The organism is Kribbella sp. NPDC051718, from assembly GCF_040681515.1.
Lineage (GTDB): Bacteria > Actinomycetota > Actinomycetes > Propionibacteriales > Kribbellaceae > Kribbella.
Map to the genome: position 1 here is coordinate 145,992 of NZ_JBFAYZ010000004.1, position 12,667 is coordinate 158,658.

12 protein-coding genes and 1 pseudogene are annotated in these 12,667 nt (G+C 67.2%); 5 read left to right on the top strand and 8 right to left on the bottom strand.

What is annotated here, in order from left to right; translation table 11 throughout:
- Window positions 1-6 precede the first annotated feature (6 nt).
- The 4 genes from AB0M15_RS16270 to AB0M15_RS16285 are packed head-to-tail and all read left to right on the top strand — an operon-like array spanning window position 7 to window position 4,062.
- Window positions 7-642, top strand: coding sequence for a DUF4129 domain-containing protein (locus AB0M15_RS16270; RefSeq protein ID WP_363818782.1), 636 nt, complete (start codon window positions 7-9; stop codon window positions 640-642).
- On the top strand, window positions 639-1,799 hold the full coding sequence (locus tag AB0M15_RS16275) for a DUF4350 domain-containing protein (protein WP_363818785.1): 1,161 nt from the start codon (window positions 639-641) through the stop codon (window positions 1,797-1,799). Before AB0M15_RS16270 ends, AB0M15_RS16275 begins: the two co-directional genes overlap by 4 nt.
- Window positions 1,796-2,770, top strand: coding sequence for a MoxR family ATPase (locus tag AB0M15_RS16280; RefSeq protein WP_363818788.1), 975 nt, complete (start codon window positions 1,796-1,798; stop codon window positions 2,768-2,770). The genes AB0M15_RS16275 and AB0M15_RS16280 overlap by 4 nt, the downstream gene beginning before the upstream one ends.
- Window positions 2,770-4,062, top strand: coding sequence for a DUF58 domain-containing protein (locus AB0M15_RS16285; RefSeq protein WP_363818791.1), 1,293 nt, complete (start codon window positions 2,770-2,772; stop codon window positions 4,060-4,062). Before AB0M15_RS16280 ends, AB0M15_RS16285 begins: the two co-directional genes overlap by 1 nt.
- A gap of 263 nt (window positions 4,063-4,325) precedes the next feature.
- Here the strand turns inward: AB0M15_RS16285 and AB0M15_RS16290 are convergent.
- The 3 genes and pseudogenes from AB0M15_RS16290 to AB0M15_RS16300 form a co-directional block, all read right to left on the bottom strand.
- A pseudogene (locus tag AB0M15_RS16290) lies at window positions 4,326-4,939 on the bottom strand (RloB family protein).
- Entirely contained in the window at window positions 4,939-6,201 is a 1,263-nt protein-coding gene (locus AB0M15_RS16295; protein ID WP_363818794.1) for an AAA family ATPase, read from the bottom strand. The pseudogene AB0M15_RS16290 and the gene AB0M15_RS16295 overlap by 1 nt, the downstream one beginning before the upstream one ends.
- 104 nt (window positions 6,202-6,305) lie before the next feature.
- Complete coding sequence (locus tag AB0M15_RS16300; RefSeq protein WP_363818797.1) at window positions 6,306-6,635, bottom strand: helix-turn-helix domain-containing protein; 330 nt, start codon at window positions 6,633-6,635, stop codon at window positions 6,306-6,308.
- Between the two features lie 19 nt (window positions 6,636-6,654).
- Here AB0M15_RS16300 and AB0M15_RS16305 point away from each other — a divergent pair, with 19 nt between their 5' ends.
- Window positions 6,655-6,888, top strand: a complete 234-nt coding sequence (locus tag AB0M15_RS16305) for a hypothetical protein (protein WP_363818800.1) — start codon at window positions 6,655-6,657, stop codon at window positions 6,886-6,888.
- A 134-nt stretch (window positions 6,889-7,022) separates the two neighbouring features.
- Here the strand turns inward: AB0M15_RS16305 and AB0M15_RS16310 are convergent, their stop codons facing one another.
- Genes AB0M15_RS16310 through AB0M15_RS16330 form a run of 5 tightly spaced genes read right to left on the bottom strand, consistent with a single transcriptional unit; the run spans window position 7,023 to window position 12,622 of the window.
- Complete coding sequence (locus AB0M15_RS16310) at window positions 7,023-7,892, bottom strand: ABC transporter ATP-binding protein (protein WP_363818803.1); 870 nt, start codon at window positions 7,890-7,892, stop codon at window positions 7,023-7,025.
- Between the two features lie 56 nt (window positions 7,893-7,948).
- Window positions 7,949-8,908, bottom strand: coding sequence for an ABC transporter ATP-binding protein (locus AB0M15_RS16315; protein ID WP_363818805.1), 960 nt, complete (start codon window positions 8,906-8,908; stop codon window positions 7,949-7,951).
- Window positions 8,908-9,786 carry an ABC transporter permease gene (locus tag AB0M15_RS16320; RefSeq protein ID WP_363818808.1) on the bottom strand — a complete coding sequence of 293 codons (879 nt, stop codon included), beginning with the start codon at window positions 9,784-9,786 and terminating at the stop codon, window positions 8,908-8,910. The genes AB0M15_RS16315 and AB0M15_RS16320 overlap by 1 nt, the downstream gene beginning before the upstream one ends.
- A complete protein-coding gene (locus AB0M15_RS16325) occupies window positions 9,783-10,814 on the bottom strand; it encodes an ABC transporter permease (RefSeq protein ID WP_363818810.1) in 1,032 nt (343 codons plus the stop codon). The genes AB0M15_RS16320 and AB0M15_RS16325 overlap by 4 nt, the downstream gene beginning before the upstream one ends.
- Window positions 10,811-12,622, bottom strand: a complete 1,812-nt coding sequence (locus tag AB0M15_RS16330; protein ID WP_363818813.1) for an ABC transporter substrate-binding protein — start codon at window positions 12,620-12,622, stop codon at window positions 10,811-10,813. The genes AB0M15_RS16325 and AB0M15_RS16330 overlap by 4 nt, the downstream gene beginning before the upstream one ends.
- Window positions 12,623-12,667 lie beyond the last annotated feature (45 nt).

The window sequence follows — 12,667 nt, forward strand, 5'->3', positions numbered from 1 at the left end:
GCCCTGGTGTTCCTCGAGCCCCCGGTCGACGTCAACCGCGACGACGCCGCGCGGGAGGCCGCGAAGGAGCTGGCCAAGCCCGCCTACGGCCAGGCCGGCGACAACGTCATCTCCCGGATCCTCGACCACATCCTGGAGTGGATCGCCGACCTGCTGCGCAACCTGACCGGCCAGTCCACCGACGGCCGGGCAGGCCTGGCGATGCTGCTCGGGCTGATCGTGCTGGTCGTCATCGTGGTGTTGTGGCGGGCCGGCGTACTGCGGACCACTCGCGGCACCAAGGGCCAGGCGGTCTTCGAGAGCGACCGGCCGCTTGGTGCTTCTGCCTACCGCGCTCAGGCGTTGGAGGAGGCTGGGCGGGGTGACTACGCGGCTGCGGTGCGGAGTCGCTTCCGCGCTTGCGTTGCGGAGCTCACCGAGCGCACTGTGCTGGACGATCGGCCGGGGCGGACGGCGTACGAGGCTGTGGCGGACGCTGGGCGCGTAGTACCGGCTCTGCGGGAGCCACTGCAGCCGGCGGCGCTCGTGTTCACGGAGGTTGTCTACGGCAACCGACCTGGGACACCTGAGCGCTATGCGCTGGTGGTGGCTGCTGATGAGGCCGCCAGGCATGTGTCGACGCGACAGTTGGTGCAGGAATGACTAGCCCTACTACTGCGGTCGGCCGGAGCGGTACCGAGGCCTGGCGGGCGTTGCGAGTGCCCCTGCTGGTCACCGGGCTCGTCGTGCTCGGCCTTCTAGTACTGCTCATTGCAGGGGCTGCCCGGACCTCTGGACCGTTCAGCCCGGACTCTGCCGATCCGGCGGGCGCTAAAGCCCTTGCTGCGTTGCTGAAGAACCACCAGGTCGACGTGACCGGCACGACGGCCTACCAGGACGCCGTCGACGGCAGCGCGGACAAGACGCTGCTGATCGCGCCCGGCGGCTCCTTGAGTCGCTCGGACTGGCAGGACATCGCCATGGCCGGCTGGGGCCATGTGGTGCTCATCCGGCCGGGCACTAGGGCCCTGGAGCTGATCGCCCCGGGCGTACAGAATGCGAGCTCGACACTGCCCGAGGACAGCCGCGCCCCCGACTGCGACCTCCCCGCCGCCATCAAAGCCGGTAGCGCGACCGTCAGCGGCGCCTCGTACTCCGCGCCCGACTCGGCCATCACCTGCTACGGCGACGGCATCAACCACACGCTCGTCCGGCTCGAGACCGGCGGCAAGATCGTCGATGTCGTCGGCTCACCGCAGACGTTCACCAACGAGATGCTGGCCGAGGACGGCAACGCGGCCCTCGCGCTGAACCTGATCGGCACCACCTCCGAGGTGGTCTGGTACCTGCCGCAGTACGAGAACGACGGCTACGACTACGGCGATGACGACGACAGCGACGGGCCGCCACTGGTTCCGCCGGACGTCCGATACATCGCCTGGGCACTGGCGTTCGCGGCCTTCGTGGTGGCCATCTGGCGTGGGCGACGGCTCGGACCCGTAGTACCGGAGCCACTGCCGGTCATCGTGCATGCAGCGGAGACCACTGAGGGCAGGGCCCGCCTCTACCGGCGCTCGCGGGCTAGGGATCGTGCTGCGGCTGCCCTGCGCGAGTCGGCGCTCGGCAAGCTCCATACTGCGCACGGCATCCCGCGCAGGGCCGAGCCGACCGCAGTGGTGGCCGCGATCGCCGCCCGGACGGGCAGGGATCCGGCGATGCTCTACGAACTGCTCTATGGTCAACCACCACTCGACGATGCCGCCCTGATGTTCTTGTCCCATGAGCTAGACCTGCTGACGCTGGAGGTACGACACCCGTGACGACCGCTATCGAGGTCACCCCCGAACGGGCCAGGCAGGCTCTGGTCGAGCTGCGGAACGAGATCGGCAAGGCGGTGGTCGGCCAAGAGACGGCTGTCACCGCGCTGGTCCTCGCCCTGCTCTGCCGCGGCCACGTCCTGCTGGAAGGAGTCCCCGGTACGGCGAAGACGCTGATGGTGCGGGCGCTGTCGATGGCGATGCGGCTGGAGACCAAGCGGGTCCAGTTCACTCCCGACCTGATGCCCGGCGACGTCACCGGGTCGCTCGTGTACGACGCGAAGACCAGCGAGTTCGAGTTCCGCAAGGGGCCGGTGTTCACCAACATCCTGCTCGCGGACGAGATCAACCGGACGCCACCGAAGACGCAGGCCGCACTGCTCGAGGCGATGGAGGAGCGGCAGGTCACCGTCGACGGCGAGCCTCGGCTGCTGCCGGTTCCGTTCGTCGTTGCCGCGACGCAGAACCCGATCGAGTACGAGGGCACTTATCCGTTGCCCGAGGCGCAGTTGGACCGGTTCCTGTTGAAGGTGACGCTGGACATTCCGCCGCGTGATGCGGAGATCGCGGTGCTGGCTCGGCATGCTGCCGGTTTCGACCCGCGCGACCTTAAGGCGGCAGGGCTACGTCCGGTGGCTGGGCCGGAGGACTTGCTGGCTGGGCAGGCGGCGGTGCGGCGGGTCGCGGTACGGGAGGACGTACTGGCTTATGTGGTCGACCTGTGTCGGGCCACTCGGCAGTCGCCGTCGCTGCAGCTCGGGGTGTCGCCTCGTGGGGCTACTGCGCTGCTTGCGGTCGCTCGGGCGTGGGCCTGGTTGTCCGGGCGCGACTACGTGATCCCTGATGACGTGAAGGCCATGGCACGTCCTTGCCTGCGGCATCGGGTGCAGATCCGGCCTGAGGCCGAGCTGGAAGGTGTCACGGCGGACGCAGTACTGGAGAGTGTGCTGGCCACGGTGCCAGTGCCACGCTGATGGTTCTCACTGGCCGGGCCGGCGTACTGGCCGCGGCGGGGGTGCTCTTCGTCGCCGTGCTCATGCCCAGGTGGGCTGGGGTCGGCTTGGTGGTCGCTGTCGTGCTGGTGGTGTGCGTGGTCGACCTGCTGCTGGCTGGGTCGCCTCGGCGGCTGCAGTTGAGTCGGGAGGGCGATACAGCGGTGCGGCTGGGTCAGCCGGCTTCGGTGACGTTGCTGGTGGCGAATCCCGGGCGGCGGGTCAAGGGGCTGCTGCGTGATGCCTGGCCGCCTTCGGCCGGAGTACAGGACCCGCCACACAAGCTGGACCTGCCTGGCGGTGAGCGGCGACGGTTGACGACGCATCTGGTGCCTACCAGGCGTGGGGACCGGCATGCGGATCGTGTGACCGTGCGGTCGATCGGGCCGCTCGGGTTTGCTGGACGGCAGGGGGCGCACAAGGTGCCGTGGACGGTGCGGGCGCTACCGCCGTTCAACAGCCGCAAGCACCTGCCGTCGCGGCTTGCCCGGCTGCGGGAGCTCGATGGCCGAACTGCCTTGCTGGTAAGGGGTCAGGGGACCGAGTTCGACTCATTGCGGGACTATGTGCCGGGTGATGACGTCCGTAGCATCGACTGGCGGGCGACGGCTCGCCGCAGTTCCGTAGTACTGCGCACCTGGCGCCCCGAGCGCGACCGCCAGGTCGCCATCGTCATCGACTCCGGCCGGATGTCCGCCGGCCGCGTAGGCGACGCACCCCGCCTGGACCACGCCATGGACGCCGCCCTCCTGCTGGCCGCCCTGGCCACCCGCGCCGGCGACCGAGTCTCCTTGCTGGCCTGCGATTCCGAGGTCCGGGCCGACGTCCGCCGCCCCGCTCCCCAAGACGTCCTACCGTCCTTCGTCAACGCCCTGGCCAACGTAGACGCCCAACTAGTCCAAACCGACTTCCGGGTAGTCGTCTCCCAAGTCCTGGAACGCCTAGGCCAACGCTCCCTGGTAGTCCTCCTGACAGGGCTCGACCCAGCCGTAATCGAGGAGTCCCTCCTCCCCGTCATCGGCCCCCTACTACGCCGCCACGTAGTAGTCCTAGCCTCAGTAGCCGACCCCCGCCTGACGGAGATGGAGTCCACCCTCTCCGACATGATCGAAATCTACGGCGCCGCCTCAGCCGCCCGCACCCGCCTGGACCGAGAACGAGTCACCGCCGTCCTCACCCGAGCCGGCGCCACAGTCGTAGACGCCAACCCAGACCAAATAGCCCCCGCCCTAGCCGACACCTACCTGGCATTGAAAAAAGCCGGCCGCCTCTAACCCAGTCCTCCCCCACGCGCCCCGCTACGCCCGCTCCTCCGTCGCGAGCTACGCCGGTCGCTCCCACCCGCCCGTGGGGCGCGTGCTGCCGCCCGCTTGCTCGACAGCACTGTGCCGTCGCTGTCTCCGCGAACGCGAAACGATCCGTACCCGGGGCACTCACGCTGCCGCGGCCCGGTAGCCCCTCACGCGTGATGCTCAAGCCCGGACTGACGAGGACCTGCGACTCAGCCCTAGCCGCCCGGACCGCCTGGCCGTCGCGTCTAGTCTTCGGGCTCGATGGCAGCAAGCAACTCATGCATGGTCGACGAGGGGTTGTCGTCCGGAAAGGTTGTCTGGTCCCGTCGATGACGGTCGACGAGCGCCGCAGCACGCTTCGCGGCATCACGCCGCAATGGCAGGTATTTCGCGCCGTCGATCCGTTTACCCGTCCTGCCGTCCAGTCTTCTGCTCAGGCTTTCAGCCGCCCGGTTGTCGAGGAACGCCGTCTGATCCTGGAAGTGCAGAATCAGCCACAACTCGAAACAGAGGTTCGACACGGCCACCTTGATTCCGTTCGCCGCTGCGATCCGGAGCACTCGGTCGAGATGCGGATGGTGGCGTGGCCACTGACATCGAAGACGCACCAGCACTCGTCGATCTCGGGATCGGACTTCAGCCGCTCCGCTGCCCGCTCGACCAGGGTCATCGGCACACCTTGTCCAGGATCGATCTCGATCTTGATCGCGACGTTGCGCTGCACGTGCGGTAGGCGCTTCACGGCGTTGATGTAGTCGGGCTCGGATGCCCCGCCCTCGCAGAAGATCAAGACCGTCTTGCGTTCCGTCCGTGTCGCCGTACGTCGTCGTAGGTCCTTACCTCGCCTACGCGGCGCCATCAGCCGATCAGCCCCAGGACTCGCAGCAGGTCGGTACGATCTGTGTCGGGAAGCGCGCCGAAACGGCCGTGGAGATACGCCTTCTCCAGATTCACCGATGTTCGGACCCGCTCGCCGGCGAACTCGGCCAAGGCGCCCAACCGGCTGGCCCCACTGGCCGACTTCTCCGTCAGCCAGACCTCGTCCCGGTTGAGGTGATTGAGCAGGCTCGTGTCGTGGCTGGTGAAGATCAGTTGGCCGTTCCTGGGGTTCGTCGCACGGTCCTGGAAGAGACGGATCAGCTCGCCGGACAGCGTTGGGTGGAGGCTCGCATCAAGTTCGTCGATGAGCAGGACGGAGCCGCTCTTCAACGCGGCCAACACCGGACCGATCAGCCGGAACCAAGTCCGGGTGCCCTCGGATTCGGCAGAGAAGTCGAGCGGCACGGCGCCGCCCGCCGTTCGATGAGTCAAACGGAGCCGGCGGATACGCGCTCCGCCGACCGAGTCGTCGAGATCGTCGACAACGACATCTTCGATCCCCAGATCGGCCAGCCTGAGCATGGCCAGTGCCTGCGCGCGATCAGATCGCGAGGAATCATCAGACTCCTCGAGATCGAACAAGGCATCCTGGCTCTGCTCGGTCTCGTGTTCGAACAGGCTCCGCGTCGGTCTCCGATCGATCGGCCGACGACGGTCGTGAGTCTTGAGGCCCAGCGTCTGGGTTCGCAGCAGGTTGTTGGCGAAACCGGAGACAAGCGGCTCGTCGAATCGCCTGGCGGCGGACAACGCGAGAGTCCGGTCGGTCAGCAGTTCACGGGTCCCCGAGAGGCTTCCCAGTCCACGTTGGAGCTTGAGTTCGGCTCCGTCACGCTCGAAGATCCGGCGACGCTTCTTCTCCGGATAATGGAAGAGCCCTTCGTAGGACACGGCATGCCGATCCAACTCGAGGACGTACTCGAAACGGACGCCGTCGATCACCGATTCGACGGTGAATCCGGACGGCTCCTCGGCCCCTCCGGCGAAGGCGAAGGGCTCGACCGGGATGGTGTGGTCCCAGGTACGCAGCGACAGCTGAACCGCATCCCGCAGCCAGTTGAAGGCAGCGATGATGTTGGACTTCCCGGACGCGTTCGGACCGAAGATCGCCGCGACGTGCAGCAGGCTCTCGCCCAGATTTGCGACCTCGGTGGCCTCCGGACGCCCCGCATCGACGGCGACCATGGACAGCTCCACCGACTCATGGACAGAGCGGAAGTTCGAGACTTCGAAACGAATCAGCATGGCTTCCTAACGTCGACGACGCAATCATACCGCCAATCTCGTCAGAAGTTGACAGAATTGGCCGTCTACCGATAGCCGTCTCGCCTTCAGATGGCCGATTCGCCCTACGCGCTGACGCGGCTGACTTCACACTTTTGGTAGTCGGCCCGTGCGGCTGCGATGGCGGGGCCGTGGGTTTCGGTCCAGAGAGCTATTTGGTGGATGGCTGTGTTTAGGTCGGTACCGGCGGCGGTCAGGGAGTAGTCGACCTGGGGTGGGACTGTTGGGTGGACGGTTCTGGTGATCAGGCCGTTGCGTTCCAGGGTGCGGAGGCTGGAGCTGAGCATGCGTTGGGTTACCGGGGTGAGGATGCGGCGGAGTTCGTTGAAGCGGACGGGGCCGTTGCGGAGTTCGAAGAGGACCTGGATGGACCATTTCTCGCCGATCATCGCCATCGTGGATCAGGTTGGTTCCATGAGCTTTCCCTGGTCTGAGCTTCCGCATGACGATCCCGAGTGGTTCAAGCGTGGCGCGCTGTACGTGCCGTCCGGTGAAGGGCATACGGTCTGGGCGGCCGGTGATGTGTACACGATCAAGGCGCGCGCATCCCAGACGCACAGCGGCTTCGGGTTCATCGAGGCGACCGTACCGGCTGGTGGCGGGCCGCCGCCGCATGCGCATCCGAACGAGGCGGCCTCGAGTCGGTGATCGGGGACCACGTACTCCCCGCCGTCCCGGGGCAAGAGGTCCCGCCGCTCGACGACGTCCTGCTGGCCCGTTTCGCGCTGATGAACGAACTCAGCCAAACGATTGCCCTCCCTGACCCTCCAGAGCGGCCGTAGCTACAGCAGGTGGCAGGCGGCCTGTGGTTCGGCGGTGGCCGGCAGGACCGGGAGCTGGTCGGTACGGCACTTGTCGGCGATGGGGTTGCCGGCGGCGACGATCTGGCAGCGGGGGTGGAAGCGGCAGCCGCCGGGGATGCGGGTGGGGTCGGGCGGTTCGCCGGTCAGGACGATGCGGGACGGGGACTCGGGTAGTACCGAGAGCAGGGCCTGGGTGTAGGGGTGTTGGGGGGACTTCAGGATCTGTTCGGTGGGGCCGGATTCGACGATGCGGCCGAGGTACATGACGGCGACCCGGTCGGCGATGTTCCACGCCAGGCCGAGGTCGTGGGTGACGACGAGGGCGGACAGGCCGAGCTCGTCGCGGAGGTGGAGCAGGAGGGCCAGGATCTCGCCGCGGACGGAGGCGTCGAGGGAGGCGACCGGCTCGTCGGCGATCAGGACCTTCGGGTTGAGGGCGAGAGCGCCGGCGATGACGACTCGTTGGCGTTGGCCGCCGGAGAGTTCGTGGGGGTAGCGGAGGAAGAAGCGCTCAGGCGGGCGCAGGCCTGCCCGCGACAACGCCTCGGCGACGACCTTCTCCTCGTCCGGCAGGCCGTGGATTCGGGGGCCTTCGGCAACGGCCTCGTAGACCGTCTGGCGTGGGTTGAGTGAGCCCATCGGGTCCTGCAGGACCAGTTGGACCTGGCGGCGGTACGCCTTGAGGGCCTTGGCTCGATAGGACAGCGGCGTACCGTCGTACGAGACCGTGCCCGAGCTCGGCCGTTCGAGGCCGAGCAGCGTGCGGGCGAGCGTCGTCTTGCCACAGCCGGACTCGCCGACCAGCGCCACGATCTCACCAGCGCCGACGGCCAAGTTGACGCCGTCCACGGCACGGGCCGCGCGCCTGCCACGAGAGGCGAACGAGACCTCCAAAGCGGTTGCCTCTAGCAAGATTCCTCCAGCACCAGGACACAGGCCGCCGTACGCCGATCGCCCGCCGGCCGCAGTTCGACGTCGACCGAAGAGCACGACTCCAGCGCCACCGGGCAGCGCGGATGGAACACGCACCCCGACGGCAACTGCTGCGGATCGGGCGGATCGCCCCCGAGACCGCGAGGCGCCAGCCGCGACGCGGGATCACCGACGGTCGGAAACGCAGCCGCCAGCGCCTGACTGTACGGATGCCGGAAAACACCATCCGCAGGACCGGTCTCGACCAGTCGCCCGGCGTACATGACGGCCAACCGGTCGCAGGTGTCAGCCAGTACGGACAGGTCGTGCGAGATCATCAGCAGCGAGATCCCCTGCGAGGCGATCAGCGACTTGATCAGCGTCAGCACCTGCGCCTGCACCATCAGGTCGAGCGCGGTGGTCGGCTCGTCCGCGATGATCAACTGCGGCTCACACGCCAGCGCCATCGCGATCATCACCCGCTGCCGTTGACCGCCGGACAGCTCGTGCGGATAACTGCGCGCTCTCCAGGCCGGCAACCCCACCTGGCCAAGCAGTTCGACCACACGCGCGCGGGCCTGATCCAAAGAGCAGATCTTGTGCACCAGCAAAGGCTCCGCGATCTGATCGCCGATCCGCTGCACCGGATTCAACCCATGCTGCGCCCCTTGGAAGACGATCGACGCCTCGGCCCAGCGAACCGCCCGCAACCGTCCCCACTTCATCGCCAGCACGTCCTCGCCACCGAGCATGATCCGCCCGGACGTCCGGGCATCACGCGGCAGCAACCGCAGCAAGGCCATCGCCAGCGTCGACTTCCCCGACCCCGACTCGCCCACCACGCCGAGCGCCTCGCCGGCCTCCAGCGACAACGACACACCCCGTACTGCGGGCACGTCCCCCGACGCGATCCGGTACGTCACCGACAACGAGTCCAACTCGAGCAGACTCATCAGGCGGCCCTCCGCAGTCGCGGGTTCAGTACGGTTTCCAGTGCCCGCCCGCACAGCGTGAAGGCCATCACCACGATCACGATGCACAAGCCCGGTACGAGGATGTACCACCACGCACCCGACGTCGCCGCGCCCCAGTCATACGACCCACGCAGCATCGTCCCCCAAGACGTCTTGTTCGCACTGACCCCGAGGAACGCGAGCGTCGACTCCGTGACGATCGCGCTGGCCACCTCCAGCGTCGTACTGGCCAACAGCAACGGTGCGACGTTCGGCAGCACGTGCCGCGTGGTGATGTGCCAGTGCCCGCCGCCCAAGGCCTGCGAGCGTTCGATGTACGGCCGTGCCTCCACCGCCAGCGTCTGCGCGCGAATCAGCCGGGCCGTCGACGGCCAGGACGTCACACCGATCGCCGCGATGATCGTCACCGTGCTGCCACCCAGAATCGCCGCCAGCACCAGCGCCGTCACCAACGACGGCAGCACCAGGAACCAGTCCGTGATCCGCATGACGATCGCACCGATCCAGCCGCGGAAATGCCCGGCCGCGATCCCGAGCACGGTGCCGATCACCATGCTCAGTAGCGCAGCGAGGAACCCGATCAGCAACGACGTCCGCGATCCCCACCAGATCATCAGCAGTACAGACCGCCCTGACTCGTCCGTACCCAACGGATCGGCCCAGCTCGGTGGCGCGAGCTTCTCGCGCGTGCCACTGACGACGTTGGTCACCCCCGCGTCGATGAACAGCGGCGCGATCACCGCCAGCAGCACGGCGAGCAGCAGGATCGCCAACCCGATCACGCCTGCGCGGTGACCACGGAAGTCGCTCCAGAACCTTTGCAAGGAACGGCGCCGTCGCGTCCAAGTGATGCTCATGCGGACCTCACCCGAGGGTCGAGCAGGTGGTACACGACATCGGCGAGCGTGTTCATCAGGATCACCGACACCGTGATCAGCAGGAACGTGCCCTGCATCAACGTGAAGTCAGGCACCCGGATCGCCTCGTAGAACAACTGCCCCAATCCCGGCCAGCTGAAGATCGCCTCGACCGTCACCGCTCCACCGACCACGAACCCGATCCGCATGAACACCAGCGTCACCGTCGGCAACAGAGCATTCGGTACTGCGTGCCGCCGCCGGATCTCGTCATCCCGCAATCCCTTCGCGCGGGCCGTCGTCACGTAGTCCTGCCCGACCTCGTCGAGCACCGACGACCGCATCACCAGCAGGTACTGCGCGTAGACGACCGCCACCATCGTCAAGCACGGCAAAACCATGTGCTTGGCCACATCCAGCACGTACCCGAACCCGTCCGGCGCATCGACACTCTCGATCCCCCGCGTCGGGAAGATGCCCGGAATCGGCCCGATCCCGGCGGCGAACACCATCAGCAGCAGGAGTCCGAGCCAGAACGTCGGTACCGACCACAGCACCAGCGACACCCCGGTCGAGAACTTGTCGAACCGGCTGCCCGGCTTCCAGCCGGCGCGCGCTCCCTGCCAGATGCCGAGGCTGACGGCCATCACCAGGGCGGTACCGGTGAGCAGGAGGGTGGAGCCGATGCGCTCGCCGATCAGGTCCAGTACGGGGCGCTTGTACTCGTACGACGTACCGAGGTCGAAATGCACCGTCTGGTTGACGAAATGGACGAACTGCTCAGCCAGCGACTTGTCCAGCCCGAGCCGGTGCCGCTCCAGATCCAGCTGCTCCGGCGTCATGTTCCGCCCCTGCGCCAACGCCCGCACCGGATCCCCCGGCAACAACCTGAACGCGAAGAACGTCGCCACGATCACCATCGCGATACTCAGCAACGCCCCACCGACCTTGGCCAAGGCGTACCGGAGCAACCCCCGGCGGGCGGGCTGCTCGTCGATCGCCTCGGCCGCCGGCGGTGCGATCGTCATTCGCGGTCGTCCGCCACGGTTTTGCGGCGGCGGGTGAGGAAGAAGCCGCCTCCGAGCAGGACCACGACGGCTGCGGCCGCGGCGGCGATCACGCCGGTGTTGGAGCCGCCTTCGTCGGTACCGGCGTCCTTCGTGACGGCCTGCAGCGTGTAGAACGGCCAGTAGCCGCTGCCGCCGTACAGGATGCCCTTGTCCTCGGGAATCGGCGTGATCGAGGCGATCCGGTCCTTGCGGTAGCCCTCGAGGTCGTTCGGGTAGTACAGCGCGATCACCGGAGCGTCCGTGTAGAGCCGCTCTTCCATCTTCTTGATGATGTCGGCGCGCTTGGGCCGGTCGAGTTCCTTCAACTGCTGCTGGTACAGCGCCTCGTACTGCGGGTCGCAGTAGAACGACTCGGTACCGCCGCCCTCACCCGACGCCGTCGGCCGCCGGCTGCACAGGTGCGTCGCGAGCACCTCCTCCGGATCCGGGTTCACCGACCAGCCGCTGATCGCGATGTCGAACAGCGCCGTCGTCCCGGTCTCCTCGGTGAACTTGCTGGAGTCGAGCCGCTTGGTGGTCAGCGTGATGCCGAGCTCCTTGAACCACCCGGTCAGGTACTCCGCGAGCTTCTCCTCGATCGGCGTATCGGTGTGGATGCTGAACCGGAACTGCAGCTTGCGCGACCCGTCCGGCATCGTCCGGACCCCGTCGGCGCCCTTCTTGTACCCGGCCTCGTCAAGGATCTGGTTCGCCTTCGCAAGATCGAAACTGACCTTCTCAGCGCCCGACGCCTGCCAGAAGAAGTCCTTGTACATCGGCGGGATGATCGATCCGTCGGCCGGCACCGCCAGCCCGTTCTGCACCTCGGCGACCAGCTTCTGCTTGTCGATCGCGTAGTGCAGCGCCTCCCGCACCTTCGGGTCCTTCAGCGCCGGATGCCCGTCACCGATCGGCTTGTCGTCGCTGGTCGTCGCGCCGTGGTTGATCTGCAGGTACGTCGCCCGCCGGCCCTGCTCGTTCCACTGGACGATGTTGCTGTCGCCCTTGAGCGCATCGAAGTCCGGCGGCGCGAGCCGGCCGATCAGGTCGATGTCGCCCTTCTTCAGCCCCACGATCGCGGCCGCCGGGTTGTCGTAGAAGATCACCTGCAGCTCGTCGATCTTCGGCGCGCCCCGCCAGTAGTCCGGGTTCGCCCTGAGCTTCACGTACTGGTCCTTCTTCTGCTCCACCGCGATGTACGGCCCGCTCGTCACCGCCGGGAAGTCGGTCGCCTCGTACTTCGAGATGTCGGCGACCTTCTCCCAGACGTGCTTGGGCATGATCGGCACCGGGTTGTCGAGCATCGACGCCTGCGGGGCCTTGAGCTTGATCGTCAACTCCTGGCCGCTGGCCGTGACGCTGGCGAAGTTCTCCACCGCCGGGCCGTTCGCGGTCTTGGCGCCGTCGTCGGTGATCATCTTGTTGAACGTCCAGGCCGCGTCGTCCGCGGTGATCGGCTGGCCGTCGGACCACTTCGCCTGGCGGATCTTGAACGTCCAGGTCAGACCGTCGGGCGAGGTCGTCCACGACTCGGCCAGGTCGGGGCTGGGCTGCAGGGTCTTGGCGTCGGGCACGGTCAGGAACCCGTACATCCAGCGGTGGATCGACGACGAGACCAGCCGGACGGCCAGGAACGGATTCAGCGAGTCCACCGACTGGGTGGCCCCGACCCTGATCACCTTGGGCGCCACCGGGTCAGCTCGAGGAACCGCCTGAGCGGTCACTCCTGGTAGTCCTCCGAGCGCCAGCATCCCCATCGCCGCCGCCGCGCCGATCCATCTCCGCATCCGCCCCACGCACCTTCCGCCCTGGTGGTTTAGGGAGAAAACCAC